The organism is Segatella asaccharophila (assembly GCF_054687055.1).
In genome coordinates, this window is sequence record NZ_BAACAN010000007.1 from 1 (window position 1) to 17,059 (window position 17,059).

Below are 17,059 nucleotides of genomic sequence, written 5' to 3' on the forward strand. Positions count from 1 at the left end.
TTTATAAAATGATCCGCTTATGTCCGGAATTACACGGGTTATTCTTCTTCTAAGGGCATAGGCTTTTTGACGAAGACCAGTTCTTCAGGCATCTTTAACCATTTTCGGTTTCGCGCAATCTTCAGGGAAGGCAACCATGGTTTTGGTCTTCTGCCCTTTTTTGTATATCATTTTATTCAATATGCAGTTGAGGCAACCATCCTTATTATGACCAACTTATGTATTAAATTATAACAAGTTCACTTTTTTTGAGTTTCTTAACAGCGTAATGTGCGATTAATCAAGGTCTTACTTGCTTAAGTCTATATTTTTTTGTATCTTTGCAAAAGTCACAATTGATAATTACTTCTGTTGTTTTTGAAGTGTTATCGTTCAAATAATGAATTGGAACTAAGGCGTTCAAGGTAATCTTGTTGGCATCCATTTCTGGTGTCAAAGTATATTCCTTTCTTTCTTGTTCCTAAAAATAGAGTAAGATGAAAAAAATAGAGAATATTGTTTTGTCATGTTTTTGCATTTTTATTTTCAATACATTAAATGCCTCGGCAAGTACTGGTAATTCCAATAATGTGGTTGATCATACAGGGACGACTTCAAGTTCCACGACTGATACTTCAAATTCCTCTACCTCAACGCAGGGCTCTGATATTTTCCTGACCAATAAAGATAATTCTGAGACCGTGAAGGGCAAAGCTTCAGATCCTTCAGAAAGTCAGGATGTGGATACTTTGGGTGACAATATTCCTGACAGTGTAGCTCATTTTGACTGGGCACGAGTAATGAAGGGCATTATTCAAGTTGAAAGTAAAGGGAATCCGCGTGCCGTCAGTGGCCTTTCAGTCGGTGTTATGCAGATTACGCCTGTACTTGTTTCTGATTGTAACCGGATATTAAGAAGGCGTCGGAGTAAAAAGCGGTTTTCTTTACGTGATCGGTGGAGCATTGCCAAATCGAAAGAGATGTTTTTGATTTTCCAGTCTTTTTATAATCCATTGAATGATATAGAGCGTGCAATTAGATCCTGGAATGGTGGCGCTCATTTTAGCATTAAGCGTACACAGAATTATTTGGAGAAAGTATTGGCTATCATGAAGGCTCTTTAATCTTTGAAAGAAACAATTTTCTTTCGTTCCAAAAGCGATTATTTATGACTGTTATTCTTTCTGTGCTTTTTAATTTACGTCGGAGAAAATATTAGTAATTTTATAAAAGATAGTACTTCTCTTCTTGGCATGATGGATTCTTTTTACTTATTAAGGAGCTTGTTTATTATATAATGTTAAATACATTACTTTTGTGGCAATTTTTATGCAATAAATTTGGTATCTTCGATTATTATTCCTACCTTTGCAACCGCAAATCAGAAATGAGATGTAACATATCGCGGAGTGGAGCAGTTGGTAGCTCGCCAGGCTCATAACCTGGAGGTCGCACGTTCGAGTCCTGCCTCCGCAACTGATAACTCAGGAGTCTTTTTAAAGGCTTCTGAGTTTTTTTATTCTCTAATTTTCTTTAAAACTGTGGAATATAAACAACAACAACAACATAATTGCATATCGAAACTTGTTTAGTTCTAATTTTTCCTAAAATAGGTGTCTTTTGCTTATTTTAATTTGTTTTTTTCGAAGAATCGGGGTATATTTGCACACAAATAACTAATGTGCAATTCTAAATTTACGGAGGAATAAAGATGTCCATATCTAAAACGAGGCAAAAGTTAGTAGATGTAGCCAGACAACTGTTTGCCAAGAATGGTCTCAACAATACGACGATGAATGATATTGCTGTAGCATCAGGGAAGGGGCGTCGTACGCTTTATACTTACTTTAAGAGTAAGGAGGATGTCTATTATGCCGTCATTGAATCTGAGTTGGAGCGGTTGTCAGATAAACTCGATGAAGTAGCATCAGAGAAGATCCTTCCTCAGGACAAGATCATAGAATTGATTTATACCCATTTGAGTATGATTAAGGAGACTGTGATGAGGAATGGAAATCTGCGTGCTGAATTTTTCCGGAATATATGGATGGTTGAGAAAGTCCGTAAGAACTTTGATGAAGATGAAATCGAGATTTTTAGAAAAGTGTATGCTGACGGGAAAGCTGAGGGAGAATTTGATATAGAAAATGTGGATTTGGTTGCTGATATTACTCATTATTGCATCAAAGGATTGGAAGTTCCTTTTATTTATGGCCGGTTAGGTCATGGTCTGACAGAAGAATCCAGCAAACCCATTGTGGCAAAGTTTGTTTATGGGGCTTTAGGAAAAAGAAAGGAATGAGAATCCGATCTTATTTTCTCTGATACGTGTAACATTGGAATATCGATTATGGTATTGCTTCTTGGGGATGAGGGGAATCCTTTCACCAAGATGCATCAGATAAGAATTATTAATATTTAATCAATAAAAATTTAACATGGGACTATTAACAGGTAGAACAGCCTTGATTACAGGGGCTGCGCGCGGTATTGGAAAAGCTATCGCATTGAAATTCGCCAAGGAAGGTGCAAATGTTGCATTTACTGACCTTGCCATTGACGAAGAACATGGTGGTAAAGGAACTGAACGGGATATTGAGGCGCTGGGCGTGAAGGCAAAAGGATATGCCAGTAATGCGGCTGATTTCACTCAGACTGAAGAAACGATCAAGCAGGTATTAGCTGATTTTGGAAGTATTGATATACTGGTTAATAATGCCGGTATTACGAAGGATGGACTGATGCTGAGAATGACAGAAGCTCAGTGGGATGCGGTGATTGCTGTAAATCTGAAGAGTGCCTTCAATTTCATTCATGCCTGCTTGCCTGTTATGATGCATCAGCGCAAGGGTTCTATCATCAACATGGCTTCAGTGGTTGGCGTTCACGGCCATGCAGGACAGTGCAACTATGCAGCTTCCAAGGCTGGGCTGATCGCTCTTGCAAAAAGTATCGGTCAGGAAATGGGACCAAAGGGCATCCGTGCCAATGCGATAGCTCCAGGATTCATAGATACGGCGATGACTCAGGCTCTGCCTGACAAGATCCGTCAGGAATGGGTAAGTAAAATCCCACTTCGCCGTGCAGGTACAACGGATGACATTGCTAACACGGCCCTTTATCTGGCCTCTGACCTTTCCAGTTATATTTCTGGACAGGTCATCCAGGTTGATGGCGGCATGAATATGTAATAAGAAGATATTTGATCGGTTATCAGATTTCAGGCTTGATCTGGTCTTTGTCTGATAACCGGTCTGTTTTATTTGTCCGATCTGTTAGCAAGAAAAAATGAGTGATCTGTTGTTAATCTTTAAAACCGTTCAATATTGATACCTGTTTACGAAGACAATCATATTATTATAGTCTCAAAAAAGAGTGGCGAAATCGTGCAAGGTGATAAGACTGGTGATATTCCTCTTTCTGAGACGGTGAAGACTTACTTGAAGGATAAGTATAAAAAGGAAGGAAATGTGTTTTTAGGAGTAGTACATCGGCTGGATCGTCCTGTATCCGGTCTCGTTGTATTTGCCAAGACTTCCAAGGCCCTGTCCCGTTTAAATATGATGTTCAGTAAGGGTGAGGTCCATAAGACTTATTGGGCGATAACCCAAAAGGAACCGGAAATTCCTGAACAGACTCTCACTAACTGGATTGTCAGGAACGAGAAGCAAAACAAGAGTTATGTTTATGATCATGAGGTCCCAAATTCAAAGAAAGCTGTATTACGTTATAAGGTGATCGGACATTCCGATCGTTATTGCTTGCTTGAAGTCATCTTGATGACCGGACGGCACCATCAGATTCGTTGCCAGTTAGCTCATATAGGTTGTCCGATAAAAGGTGATTTAAAATACGGTGCGAAAAGGAGTAATCCTGGTGGAGGAATAGATCTCCTGGCTCATCAGATAGAATTTATACATCCTGTGTCGCAGAAACCTATATCCGTGGTTGCTCCTGTTCCAGATAGTTCTTTATGGCAGGCGATTGTTCCGAAGCCACAAGGTTAGAGGTCTTTTGAATAAAATAATTAAATCCAAATCTTCTGTTTCTCGTCAAAGCCAATTACGGATAATGGCTATAGGCGGGATTAAAGTCCATGCTATTTACTGTTCTTATTACGATAACTATTTATCCTTATAAATTAGAAAAGTAGATTATGAATATGCTCGTATGATGAGATCCCGATCTGATTTCAAGCTATTCAACAAGGAAGATACTGCATCATCGTTGGATAAGTTGATTAGAAAATTATGATTTTTTCCTGTTTTTTACATCAAAAAATCCTTTTGTGAACCTTTGTGAAGTGATTTTTGTCTACTTGTGAACCTTTGTGAACTAAAAAATGCTCCAGGGTATGATAATTTAGTCTATTTTTGTTGTAAAGATTACGTTTGTGATTATGGTGATAAAAACTGAAAGATGAAGATTAAAGATTTGATACGATGCAGAGTAATGGTGAATTGTTCTTGGGTATCCTATGCCCTTTAATTAGTCTCTGAAAGGTGATAAATGATGTAATTCTGAATGCTCTAATATTATACCAGTTAAAATTATTCGGATGGAAGACAATTAGCTTATGACCCGATTCTATTATACCAGCGATGCTCTGATACCAATGATAATAATTTAATATGCAAAAAAATATTAGCCTTAATATGGTCCAGACACTTTGGACGGCGCATAAAAGTCTTCTTGAAGACAGTTTTGGCTGGCTTCATCCTCAGTTTCATCTCATGTCTTGGGCTCTCAGTTGCTTGAGTCTGAAGAAAAACTATGAAAATGTCGTTCTGTATACTGATGAGGAAGGGAAGCATATACTTGGGGACATACTACACCTGCCTTATTCTGATATAAAAGTGGTATACCAAGATCTGGAATGTCCACCACAGCATTGGGCTTATGCAAAAATAAAGACTTATTCAGCACAACTCAAACCTTTTCTGCATGTAGACGGCGATGTCTTTATATCCAGACGACTGGACCGTTGTATTGAGTCTGCTCCACTTGTAGCCCAGAATCTTGAAAAGGCTTCTTCCTATTATGAAAGAATGATAGAGCGGATTATAAAACGCCATCCGTACTTGCCTGTCTGCTTTACGAAAGAATTACATTCTGCCCTTCCTGGCTCATATAATGCCGGTGTGATTGGAGGAAATGATTTAGGTTTCATACATGATTATAGTATGTTGGCAATTTCTTATATCAGGAGGAATCATCTAGACAAGTGTAATTGTGTATCAGAAGATATAAATTATAATATCTGGTTTGAGCAGATGCTCTTTTATGCATTGGCAAAGGACAGACAGAAAGAGGTGACAACAATATTTCCTGATTCTGTACAGGATAATGGATATACATATAGTGAATTCTGTGATTTTTACAAATATGACCATTCTATACTTCTTCATATCATAGGCGGACACAAACAAAATGAGCGTGTTTGCAACATGCTTGCGAAAACACTCCTCAGAAAGTACCCAGATTATTATTGGCGCATCATTGGTCTTTTCCCGGAACGTAATTCCCGATTCTGTAATAAGGAATCTGGCAGGGATAAAGTTGTTCCCAGTATACGGAGATGTATGGCAGAGTATGAAAATGCCTTGAGCCAGAAGGTAAGAGAATGGAAAGTGCTTAGCAAAAAAGAACTTTTCAGATTGGAAAGAGGTAATGCTGAAAGCCTTCTGTTTCTTAATGCCGATTTGGACCATCAGCGCCATTATGTGATGGGCAGCATTCCTTATATTAGTTATTTTGAGATGCCTGATACCTGGCCGGAAGAGGCAATGCATTTATTGAAGAGAAGAATAGATAGAGAGAAAGACCGCCCTGATTATACGATAGTATGGTCACCCTGTCTGCTCGGAAAAGGCTACCGTGAATTGCTCGTGAATAATGTCAGTTATAATATACTTCGTCTGTGTGAAAAGGAAAGACCTTACGGTGAGGTGTATGACACGATTATCCGGCTCCTCCCTCCTGAATGGCAGGGAGACAAATATCGAGGCTACAGGCTGGTTATGAAATCTATGGAGTATTTGTTTTATCACGGATTATTGTATGTAAAAGACGATCCGGACACTTGAATGTTGGAAGTAATTATCAGAGAAATGTCTATAGAAATCATATTTCTCCTGACTGATAGGTTTATTCGGAGTTAAAAAAGCTTGGACGATGTAAATATATTTATTAAATTTGACACGGATAGTTTGAAATAGTTGTAGTGAGGTTGGTTTTCCTTAATATCAACTCAAAGGGTTCTTATGATTAAAAGGGGAGGGGGCATGAAACCTTGAATTTAAACCAACTAACAAAGCTTCTTTTGTGAGGCTGTTTAACCGATCTTTTATTAACTAATAACAGGTAATAACATGAAAAAGAATGATGAAAATTCAAAGTCATTGAAAGATATGACCCAATCAGATGAACCTGTGACCTATACTACAGGAGCAGGTTCCGGTCCAAATGATTGTATGACTCCTGAGTTTTATGACGTACTGTGTAAGAACGGGGCCCTAAAGAGTGCAGTCTATGTATGTGGTATAGGGTGGACCTTGCCTGAAGTTTCTGTAACAGGCAGCAGTTCGGATTCCGGCTCCGACTCTGGTTCAGGATCAGGTAGTAGTACAGGGTGTGGTAGCGATGTTTTTGGCAGTGGCAGCGGATCTGATACTGGTTCAGAATCTGGTTCAGGTAGCGGTTCCGGCTCAGGTAGTGGCTCTGTAACGGTAGGTGCTTTGACTTATGAGTCATTAGGAGAAGCCCAGAAGTATAATAATGTTATGGAAGACAATATCATCAAGGACGCTATATTTGGACTCTGGGATACAATGCTAAGAGGTGCTTCCTCCTCCGGTCGTGAGGAATCTGGATTCTGGCTGTATTATAGACTTAGTGATAAGCATTATTATATTGGTCAGGTTAAGTATGGTAAGGAAGCCTCTGGAACTGGTGCCTCCATGAATTTAGGCTCCTCTCTGCCTGAGGCCAACGGTGTTCCTTTTGACTGTGTTGCGATAGCCCCTTGTCATACTCATACATCAGTTGAACATGAGACAGGTGATATCGAAAGAAAACCTGGAGTTTCAACTCCTGATATGAAAATGCTAGAAGATATGTCGGATGATACCTATGGATATGTCGTGGATTATGACACTACTCATGAAGTTCCAGCCGGTGAAGGGTCTGGTATTCCCATTGCGATATATGTCTATAATAGAAATGGAGAGGTAGCGAAATATCCTCAAAAATAACGTGTTGACGGTCTTTCATTTCAATTGAAAGACCGGTCAATAGAGTAAGATGTGCATTTACCTAAATTATAATGAACTAATTACTGTAAGTATGAAAAAGAGAACCAAGATTTATTTTATGCTTGTGTTTTTATGTTTCAGCATAAATTACATAAGCGCGCAGACCTATTTGTCTTACTTGTCGGAACGGGAGCGGGATGCGGTTTTGGTGGAGCGTGTCCAGAATATCCTGAAGGATAAGTTTCCACTCTTTTACAGGGAGGATATCCATCCTTCCATCGTTGTAGACAGTTTTGCCCATGACAGTACTTTCTATACAGACGTCTCTCCACTTCCTGAAAGGTCTGACAAATTCTATAAGGTGACCCTCTATTATAATTACAGGGAGAGTGAATTCGGTTGCTGGGGGTTCACGGCCCAGGCTTTCATATTAGCAAAGACCGGGGAGCTCATTAACTTCCATCCGGGATTTACAGACCTCATATATCGTAGAAAAGGGGTAGAAAATCATCCGCATGTCTTGTCATTACGCCTGATGACCCCATTAAAACGTGACAGTATGATCCTCCATATCGCCCAGTCCCTTTTACGGGATAAGTTCTCCAGATATTATCGTGAAGATGTCATCCCGGTCATAGAGCAACGGGATTTTATGACCCGGACAGAAGACTGGATTCCCCAGGACAGCCTGGCTCCCAATAAGGTATGGCCCTGGGAGTGGTATTATAAGGTTACTTTGTACTATAAGCATTGGAAAAAGGAAGGCTTTATCCATCCGTATACCGCCCAGGTATATATTGAGGATTATGAAGTCCGTCCATATAAGATCAGACTCGGGGGTGAAAAGCACTTTAGAAGTCTGTTGAAGCCGGAAGAAAGGGATAAGGTAGTTGAGGAGGAGATGGGGTTAGAAAAATTGAAGAGATTAGGCAGGGGTCAGGATAACCTTGATTTGTGGAAGCAATTTATACAACAGGCCAAAGAAAAGAAAAAGAAAACCAATTTTGTAGAAGAGCCTTAGATTTTTTGTCCTTTGCGTAATCAGAATCAATGATATGGCGAAAAACGTAATTCAAACACATATTCATATAGCGAATTTTTTATGAAGAAGTTATTGTTTATACTCATGCTAGCATTTCCATTTGCGGGATATGCTCAAAATATGACGCAAGAGGAATTCTTGCGTAATTTCTATACCCGCTATGTATCCAATCAAGACGTGCAGTATTTGGAGAACCATCTTACAAAGGGTTGTATACGATACATCAGAAAAGCATCTGCCTTGACGAATGGTGATGAGATCGTGCGAGCTCAGGATCAGATAGATACTCGGATGCTACAGGTTTCATCTGTCGGTAAAGGCTGGTACTTAGTGAGTTATAATGGTAATCAAGGGCAGGAATTTGAATATTCCAATGCTATTCCGGTTAAGGTTATCCGTGTCCATGACAAGTGGCTTATTGACTCTATCATACCGGCAGATGACCCTGATATCAATGAAAGGAAAATAGAGAAGGTCCCTCCTCAGGTCAAGGCCAAATTCCAGGGAGGTGATAGAAAGTATGATGAATATATCCATAAGAATCGTCGTCCTGTGAGATGGGCTGAAGAACATGGCATCACAACTGTTCCCGTAGTAAAGTTCATTATCACGAAGAACGGCGAAGTGCGCAATGTCGAAGTGATGAATGAAGTAGCCCCTTCGATTGCCTCTGAAGCCTGTCGCCTGATCTGGTCCATGCCGAGATGGAAGCCTGCCAGACGTGATGGAAAATGTGTCGACTCAATCGTTTACAGGGCTGTTCCTGTCTTGTAAAATGGCAGGGAGACAAATATCGAGGCCACAGGCTGGTTATGAAATCTATGGAGTATTTGTTCTATCACGGATTATTGTATGTAAAAGACGATCCGGACGCTTGAATGTTGGAAGTAATTATTAGAGAAATGTCTATAGAAATCATATTTCTCCTGACTGATAGGTTTATTCGGAGTTAAAAAAGCTTGGACGATGTAAATATATTTATTAAATTTGACACGGATAGTTTGAAATAGTTGTAGTGAGGTTGGTTTTCCTTAATATCAACTCAAAGGGTTCTTATGATTAAAAGGGGAGGGGGCATGAAACCTTAAATTTAAACCAAGTAACAAAGCTTCTTTTGTGAGGCTGTTTAACCGATCTTTTTATTAACTAATAACATGAAAAAGAATGATGAAAATTCAAAGTCATTGAAAGATATGACCCAATCAGATGAACCTGTGACCTATACTACAGGAGCAGGTTCCGGTCCAAATGATTGTATGACTCCTGAGTTTTATGACGTACTGTGTAAGAACGGGGCCCTAAAGAGTGCAGTCTATGTATGTGGTATAGGGTGGACCTTGCCTGAAGTTTCTGTAACAGGCAGCAGTTCGGATTCCGGCTCCGACTCTGGTTCAGGATCAGGTAGTAGTACAGGGTGTGGTAGCGATGTTTTTGGCAGTGGCAGCGGATCTGATACTGGTTCAGAATCTGGTTCAGGTAGCGGTTCCGGCTCAGGTAGTGGCTCTGCAACGGTAGGTGCTTTGACTTATGAGTCATTAGGAGAAGCCCAGAAGTATAATAATGTTATGGAAGACAATATCATCAAGGACGCTATATTTGGACTCTGGGATACAATGCTAAGAGGTGCTTCCTCCTCCGGTCGTGAGGAATCTGGATTCTGGCTGTATTATAGACTTAGTGATAAGCATTATTATATTGGTCAGGTTAAGTATGGTAAGGAAGCCTCTGGAACTGGTGCCTCCATGAATTTAGGCTCCTCTCTGCCTGAGGCCAACGGTGTTCCTTTTGACTGTGTTGCAATAGCCCCTTGCCATACTCATACATCAGTTGAACATGAGACAGGTGAAATAGAAAGAAAACCTGGAGTTTCAAACGAGGATATGAAAATGCTAGAAGATATGTCGGATGATACCTATGGATATGTCGTGGATTATGACACTACTCATGAAGTTCCAGCCGGTGAAGGGTCTGGTATTCCCATTGCGATATATGTCTATAATAGAAATGGAGAGGTAGCGAAATATCCTAAAAACTAACGTGTTGACGGTCTTTCTTTTCAATTGAAAGACCGGTCAATAGAGTAAGATGTGTATTAGCTTAAATTCATAATGAACTAATTACTGTAAGTATGAAAAAGAGAACCAAAATTTATTTTATGCTTGTGTTTTTATGTTTCAGCATAAATCACATAAGCGCGCAGACCTATTTGTCTTACTTATCGGAACGGGAACGGGATGCGGTTTTGGTGGAGCGTGTCCAGAATATCCTGAAGGATAAGTTTCCACTCTTTTACAGGGAGGATATCCATCCCTCCATCGTTGTAAACAGTTTTGCCAATGATAGTACATTCTATACAGACTCTAATGACATTTCTCCACATCCTAAATTGTCTGACAAATTCTATAAAGTGACCCTCTATTATAGTAACTGGAGGATGGAATCCGGTTGGGGTAACTTTACAGCCCGGGCTTATATATCTGTAAAGACTGGGGAACTCATTAATTTCCATCCGGGCTTTATAGACCTCGTATATCGTAGAAAAGGAGTAGAAAATCATCCCCATGTCTTGTCATTACGCCTGATGACCCCATTAAAACGTGACAGTATGATCCTCCATATCGCCCAGTCCCTTTTACGGGATAAATTCTCCAGATATTACCGTGAAGATGTTATTCCGGTCATAGAGCAACGGGATTTTATGACCCGGACAGAGGACTGGATTCCCCAGGACAGCCTGGCTCCCAATAAGGTATGGCCCTGGGAGTGGTATTATAAGGTTACTTTGTACTATAAGCATTGGAAAAAGGAAGGCTTTATCCATCCGTATACCGCCCAGGTATATATTGAGGATTATGAAGTCCGTCCATATAAGATCAGACTCGGGGGTGAAAAGCACTTTAGAAGTCTGTTGAAGCCGGAAGAAAGGGATGAGGTGGCAAAGCAGGAGAAGATATTAGAAGAATTGAAGAGATTAGGCAGGGGGCAGGATATCCTTGATTTGAGGAAGCAATTTATACAACAGGCCAAAGAAAAGAAAAAGAAAACCAATTTTGTAGAAGAGCCTTAGATTTTTTATCCTTTTCGTGATCAGAATCAATAATATGGCGAAAAACGTAATTCAAACACATATTCATATAGCGAATTTTTTATGAAGAATTTGTTGTTTATACTCATGCTGGCATTTCCATTTGCGGGATATGCTCAAAATATGACGCAAGAGGAATTCTTGCGTAATTTCTATACCCGCTATGTATCCAATCAAGACGTGCAGTATTTGGAGAACCATCTTACAAAGGGTTGTATACGATACATCAGAAAAGCATCTGCCTTGACGAATGGTGATGAGATCGTGCGAGCTCAGGATCAGATAGATACTCGGATGCTACAGGTTTCATCTGTCGGTAAAGGCTGGTACTTAGTGAGTTATAATGGTAATCAAGGGCAGGAATTTGAATATTCCAATGCTATTCCGGTTAAGGTTATCCGTGTCCATGACAAGTGGCTTATTGACTCTATCATACCGGCAGATGACCCTGATATCAATGAAAGGAAAATAGAGAAGGTCCCTCCTCAGGTCAAGGCTGAATTCCAGGGAGGTGATAGAAAGTATGATGAATATATCCATAAGAATCGTCGTCCTGTGAGATGGGCTGAAGAACATGGCATCACAACTGTTCCCGTAGTAAAGTTCATTATCACGAAGAACGGCGAAGTGCGCAATGTCGAAGTGATGAATGAAGTAGCCCCTTCGATTGCCTCTGAAGCCTGCCGCCTGATCTGGTCCATGCCGAGATGGAAGCCTGCCCGGCGTGATGGAAAATGTGTTGACTCAATCGTTTACAGGGCTGTTCCTGTCTTGTAAAATGGACAAATAAGATTTCATACGGAGAAAGGTAATCTTATAACTGTAACAGGCCTTCTTGTTTTGTAGAAGGCCTGTCTTTGAACAAGACTCTACGAACTTTTGTGCCGATTATCATAAAATCTCCTAAATAAGAAATTTTATTATGTAATTATTTCTATCTTTCCGAAAAAATGCTTTACTTTGCAATAGATAAACCTGATTGATTCTTTATCTTGAATTTTCTTCAGGTCTCATTACTGCTTATGAAAAAAGTTCTGAAAGGGATCATTATAACGATTTTGGGAGTAGCGCTGTTATTTGTCCTCCTTACAGTTTTGTTATATTTCCCTCCTGTACAAAACTTTGTTGTACATCAAGTAGCTTCATATGCGTCAAGGAAGACGGGTATGGATATTTCCGTTCATCGTGTCAACCTGGTGTTCCCTCTTGATCTGGGGATTGACGGGGTAAAGATTATTCAGCAGAATGATTCTGTTCCTCAGGAAAAAGATACCGTTGCAGATATTGACAGGACTATTGCTGATGTGCAGTTAATGCCCCTTTTCCATGGCCGCGTAATGGTAGATGAGTTGAGTTTCAGAAGGATGAAAGTCAATACAACTAATTTTATCCATCAAGCACGTATACGAGGAAATATCGGGAAACTCCAGCTTCGTTCTCATGGAATAGACTTGGATATGAAGCATGTCAATGTCAATCATTGTGAGATTTCTGATGCAGATATTGATGTAGCTTTGAGTGATACCGTCCCTCCGGATACGACACCTAATACGAATCACTGGAAGATTAATATTCATCGTTTCCATGCCCATCATACACTTTTCACATTGCATTTGCCGGGCGATTCCATGAGGGTAACAGCAACATTTGGGGATCTGACGGCTCATGAAGGGTATATGGATCTTTTCCGGAGTTTATATTCGGCAGGGTCATTAAACTGGCAGAGAGGTTCTCTCCGTATGGATCGTCCCTTTGAAGTTTATGCGCAGGGGAACGGACTGGATTTCAATCATCTCTTCTTGGATAATATGGCTTTTGATGCCCGACAGTTCCGCTATGTCAGTGACAGCCTGAATATACAAGTACTCGAATCTCATTTTAAAGAGCAGAAAAGCGGAATCATCATTCGTTCATTCAAGGGCTCTCTGGCTTTAGACTCTTTAAAGTTCAGAATGCCAGACCTTTATTTGCTGACACCGGAGTCAGAGTTACAGGTGCGGATCAACATGGATCTGAATGCCTTTGCCGATCATCATCCAGGGATTCTGGACGCTTCCCTTCATGGCTCGTTCGGGAAACAGGACTTAATGCGCTTTATGGGTCAGATGCCTGTGACCTTCCGACGCTTGTGGCCCAACTATCCCCTGAGCGTGCAGGGTTCTTTGAGAGGCAATGGAAGATATGCTCTTTTCAGTGGGCTGACCGTTACTCTCCCAACGGCGTTCCATTTACATGCCAATGGCTATCTGGCGTCATTGACCGATATGAAACGTTTCCGGGCGAAGGTCAGATTAGATGCACATACTTATCAGATTCGTTTTCTAACGGCCTTATTGGATCCTTCTATAACTGCTAAAATCAATATTCCTGATGACATCGGCATCCAGGGCTTATTTACTGTTGACGGGAAGCAGATCGGCGGAGATTTTATGGCTTCTCAAGGTGGGGGAAGCCTGAGAGCGAAAGGAGCCATTAATGTCAGCCGGATGAGCTATCATGCCAGTTTAGTAGCCCGGAACTTGCCTTTACAGCATTTTATCCCTCATCAGGGTTTGCATCCTTTTTCCGGGGACATCGTTGCCACTGGGAAAGGTACGGATATTTACTCTTCGCATACAAGCCTGAAGGCCAGAGCACGGGTACTTAAATGCACCTTTGGCGGATATGATTTCAGCGGGATCATGGGGCATGCCGTACTTTCAGGAGGAAGGATCCACGCTTATGTCGACAGTCATAATCCATTATTGATTGGAACAATTGACTTGCGTGGCCGGACGAGTATACAACCGATAGAAGCATCTGTGAATGCCGACCTGAGCAAGATAGACCTTTATCATTTGAAAATTGCTGATACGCCGATAACGGCGGGATTCAAGGGAGAGGTCCATCTGGCTACAGACCAGCGGGACTATATCATGACAAAGGGACTGGTGAGTAATCTTGTCTTCAGCAATGGGAAAAAGACCTATCGTCCGGAGAATATTAATCTGGATATTCTTTCGCACCGTGATTCTACCCATGCCTTTGTAGATTGTGGTAATTTTCATCTGAATATGGACGGTAGAGGGGGATATAAGCAACTTCTCAGTCAGGTGAGATATTTGAAAAAAGAGGCTTTAAAACAATTTGAGGCCCGCCATATTGATCAGAAAAGCTTATATCACCGGTTCCCGTCAGTTCATGTCTATATGACATCCGGTAACGATAATTTCTTCTATCATGTCCTTGAACATTATGGCTATCATTTCAAGAGTGTGGAGATGGATTTGACCTCCTCACCTGTCAAGGGCCTGAACGGTTATATGGATTTAGACTCGCTGGCTTTCAATAAGGTCCGTCTGGATACGATCCAGGCCTTAGTCAATACGGAGAATGACGTGATCGGATACCGCCTGAAGGTGGCTAATAACAAGAATAATCCTCAATATACTTTCAAGGCTCTGGCCAGTGGAAACCTTACGGAGCAGGGATCAGATATACGCACTAAACTTTATGATGAAAAAGGCAGGCTGGGGATTGATGCGGGATTGTCTGCCTTGATGGAACAGCATGGTATCCGTATCCGGCTGACGGATACCCATCCACTTCTCGGCTATCGGCATTTTACCGCAAATGAAGATAACTTCGTCTTTCTGGGAGATAACCGGCGTATCTCTGCCAATATGGTACTGAAAGGCCCTGATGGGACAGGAGCCCAACTCCTTTCTAATGATGACAATGCCGAGGCCTTGCAGGACCTGACGCTCAGCCTCAATCACCTGCAACTGGAAAAGCTTTTCCGTATACTTCCTTACACCCCGGATCTTTCCGGCGTGATGGATGGCGACTTCCATGTCATCCAGACGAAAGACCAGTTGTCGGTTTCCTCTGATATTGATGTCAAGAATATGATCTATGATAAATGCCCGATGGGGGACATTGGCACCGAATTCGTATATGTTCCGAAAGAAGATGGCTCTCACCAGGTAAATGGTATTCTGCTTAAAGACGGGCAGCAGGTGGCAACAATAGATGGCACTTATCATTCTCAGGGCGAAGGTTATCTGGATGCAAAATTGGGATTAGAGAAGGCACCGTTGCAACTTCTCAATGGATTTATTCCTGAGCAACTCTTTGGCTTTAAAGGTTATGGAGAAGGAAACCTGACCGTAAAGGGTACATTAAGCAAACCCGTTGTGGATGGAGAAGTCTATCTGGACTCTTCTTATATATACAGTGAGCCATACGGCGTGTCCATGCGTTTTGCCAATGATCCTGTCCGGATCGTAGGAAGTCATTTGCTCTTTGAAAATTTTGAGATGTTTGCCTATAATAACAGTCCGCTTGATATTTCCGGAGACTTTGACTTCTCGGATTTGAATCGGATGCTGCTGAATATCCGCATGAGGGCCCATAACTTTGAGTTGATTAATGCAAAAGAGAATCCCCGGTCCACAGCCTATGGAAAAGCCTTCGTGGACTTTTTCGGATCAATGAACGGTCCGGTGGACAACCTCAAGATGCGAGGGATGGTCAATGTCCTGGGGGCTACGGACATGACCTATATCCTGAGGGAATCGGAACTTACGACAGATAATGAACTGGATGAACTGGTGAAATTCACGGATTTTAAGGACTCGACCGCGACGGTCATTAATCGTCCAAAGCCCCAGGGATTAGATATGACTCTGGGTATCAAGGTAGATGAATCAGCTCATATCCTATGTTCACTTAATGCGATACATTCCAACTATATAGATCTTGAAGGTGGCGGAGATCTGACGATGACTTATAATCCTCTGGATCATCTGCGCCTGACTGGTAAATATACATTGAATAACGGTGAGATGAAATATTCTCTTCCGGTTATCCCTTTGAAAACCTTTACCATTCAGAACGGCAGCTTTATCCAGTTTACCGGTGATCCGATGGATCCGAAATTGAATATTACGGCCACAGAGCCTGTTACTGCTTCAGTGAGTGAAGGGAAAGACCTGGGTAGGTCCGTCAATTTCGTCTGTGGGGTACAACTCTCCCAGACACTGCAGAAGATGGGAATACAGTTTGTTATCAGTGCTCCCAGTGATATTTCCCTTCAAGATGAGTTGAATACGATGTCAATAGAAGAGCGTGGTAAAATTGCTGTTACCATGCTGGCTACAGGAATGTATATGACCAATGGGAATACCAGTAAGTTTACGATGAACAGTGCCTTAAGTTCTTTCCTGAACAGTGAGATCAATATGATCGCGGGCAATGCTACTCGCTCGCTTGGGCTTGATCTGGGAATGACTGTGAACAACTCAACGAATTCGGCAGGAGAGTTGCATACGGACTATAATTTTAAATTTTCAAAGCGTTTATGGAATAACCGCTTGAGTTTTATAGTAGGAGGCCAACTGTCATCCGGCGCAGAGATTGACCAGAACAGGCGTAATGACTCCTTCTTCAATAATGTGGAACTGCAATATCGGTTGAATCAGAATTCCAGTCAGTATCTCAGGGCTTATTATAATAATAATTATTATGACTGGCTGGAAGGTCAGATCGGCGAATATGGCTTCGGTTTTACCTGGAAAAGGAAATTACAGCATTTTAAAGATATTTTTAATTTCAAGTCAGACAGTCCCGTGATCGGACCTTTTGTGCGTAATGCGAAAAATGGAGCGAAGGTTGTTAAAAAAGATTCGGCTGCAAACCAGGAAAAACCATGATATGAGT

General features: G+C 41.2%; 11 protein-coding genes, 1 tRNA gene and 1 pseudogene. All 13 read left to right on the top strand.

Translation table 11 applies throughout. The annotated features are described in order from the left end of the window. Positions 1 to 749: 749 nt before the first annotated feature. A pseudogene (locus ACYRYG_RS05695) lies at positions 750 to 1,103 on the top strand (lytic transglycosylase domain-containing protein); the annotation flags it as partial. Between the two features lie 279 nt (positions 1,104 to 1,382). Continuing rightward, a tRNA-Met gene (locus ACYRYG_RS05700) sits at positions 1,383 to 1,455 on the top strand. A gap of 235 nt (positions 1,456 to 1,690) precedes the next feature. Next, positions 1,691 to 2,281 carry a TetR/AcrR family transcriptional regulator gene (locus ACYRYG_RS05705; protein WP_293421963.1) on the top strand — a complete coding sequence of 197 codons (591 nt, stop codon included), beginning with the start codon at positions 1,691 to 1,693 and terminating at the stop codon, positions 2,279 to 2,281. Between the two features lie 136 nt (positions 2,282 to 2,417). Continuing rightward, the gene (gene fabG, locus ACYRYG_RS05710) at positions 2,418 to 3,170 is read left to right on the top strand and encodes a 3-oxoacyl-[acyl-carrier-protein] reductase (protein WP_460197816.1); all 753 of its coding nucleotides are present in this window, start codon (positions 2,418 to 2,420) and stop codon (positions 3,168 to 3,170) included. Between the two features lie 135 nt (positions 3,171 to 3,305). Further along, complete coding sequence (locus ACYRYG_RS05715) at positions 3,306 to 3,986, top strand: RluA family pseudouridine synthase (RefSeq protein ID WP_293443145.1); 681 nt, start codon at positions 3,306 to 3,308, stop codon at positions 3,984 to 3,986. A gap of 648 nt (positions 3,987 to 4,634) precedes the next feature. Continuing rightward, positions 4,635 to 6,065 carry a DUF6734 family protein gene (locus ACYRYG_RS05720; protein WP_293427567.1) on the top strand — a complete coding sequence of 477 codons (1,431 nt, stop codon included), beginning with the start codon at positions 4,635 to 4,637 and terminating at the stop codon, positions 6,063 to 6,065. 285 nt (positions 6,066 to 6,350) lie between these two features. Further along, positions 6,351 to 7,232: a hypothetical protein gene (locus tag ACYRYG_RS05725; RefSeq protein WP_460197817.1), complete on the top strand. Its 882-nt coding sequence runs from the start codon at positions 6,351 to 6,353 to the stop codon at positions 7,230 to 7,232. Between the two features lie 91 nt (positions 7,233 to 7,323). After that, the gene (locus ACYRYG_RS05730; RefSeq protein WP_293427572.1) at positions 7,324 to 8,253 is read left to right on the top strand and encodes a hypothetical protein; all 930 of its coding nucleotides are present in this window, start codon (positions 7,324 to 7,326) and stop codon (positions 8,251 to 8,253) included. Positions 8,254 to 8,334: 81 nt separating this feature from the next. Continuing rightward, positions 8,335 to 9,048, top strand: a complete 714-nt coding sequence (locus ACYRYG_RS05735) for an energy transducer TonB (RefSeq protein WP_293443139.1) — start codon at positions 8,335 to 8,337, stop codon at positions 9,046 to 9,048. A 380-nt stretch (positions 9,049 to 9,428) separates the two neighbouring features. Next, positions 9,429 to 10,310: a hypothetical protein gene (locus ACYRYG_RS05740; protein WP_293427574.1), complete on the top strand. Its 882-nt coding sequence runs from the start codon at positions 9,429 to 9,431 to the stop codon at positions 10,308 to 10,310. Positions 10,311 to 10,480: 170 nt separating this feature from the next. Then, positions 10,481 to 11,341, top strand: a complete 861-nt coding sequence (locus ACYRYG_RS05745) for a hypothetical protein (protein WP_293418898.1) — start codon at positions 10,481 to 10,483, stop codon at positions 11,339 to 11,341. 81 nt (positions 11,342 to 11,422) lie between these two features. Continuing rightward, positions 11,423 to 12,136, top strand: coding sequence for an energy transducer TonB (locus ACYRYG_RS05750; protein ID WP_460197818.1), 714 nt, complete (start codon positions 11,423 to 11,425; stop codon positions 12,134 to 12,136). Between the two features lie 389 nt (positions 12,137 to 12,525). Further along, on the top strand, positions 12,526 to 17,052 hold the full coding sequence (locus ACYRYG_RS05755) for a translocation/assembly module TamB domain-containing protein (protein WP_460197819.1): 4,527 nt from the start codon (positions 12,526 to 12,528) through the stop codon (positions 17,050 to 17,052). The last annotated feature ends 7 nt before the right edge of the window (positions 17,053 to 17,059 follow it).

Bases quoted from the DNA above. Each gene is read 5' to 3' on its own strand.
- ACYRYG_RS05740 (WP_293427574.1), top strand. From the start codon at position 9,429: ATGAAAAAGAATGATGAAAATTCAAAGTCATTGAAAGATATGACCCAA.
- ACYRYG_RS05735 (WP_293443139.1), top strand. From the start codon at position 8,335: ATGAAGAAGTTATTGTTTATACTCATGCTAGCATTTCCATTTGCGGGA.
- ACYRYG_RS05720 (WP_293427567.1), top strand. From the start codon at position 4,635: ATGGTCCAGACACTTTGGACGGCGCATAAAAGTCTTCTTGAAGACAGT.
- ACYRYG_RS05725 (WP_460197817.1), top strand. From the start codon at position 6,351: ATGAAAAAGAATGATGAAAATTCAAAGTCATTGAAAGATATGACCCAA.
- ACYRYG_RS05750 (WP_460197818.1), top strand. From the start codon at position 11,423: ATGAAGAATTTGTTGTTTATACTCATGCTGGCATTTCCATTTGCGGGA.
- ACYRYG_RS05705 (WP_293421963.1), top strand. From the start codon at position 1,691: ATGTCCATATCTAAAACGAGGCAAAAGTTAGTAGATGTAGCCAGACAA.
- ACYRYG_RS05755 (WP_460197819.1), top strand. From the start codon at position 12,526: ATGGATATTTCCGTTCATCGTGTCAACCTGGTGTTCCCTCTTGATCTG.
- fabG (WP_460197816.1), top strand. From the start codon at position 2,418: ATGGGACTATTAACAGGTAGAACAGCCTTGATTACAGGGGCTGCGCGC.
- ACYRYG_RS05730 (WP_293427572.1), top strand. From the start codon at position 7,324: ATGAAAAAGAGAACCAAGATTTATTTTATGCTTGTGTTTTTATGTTTC.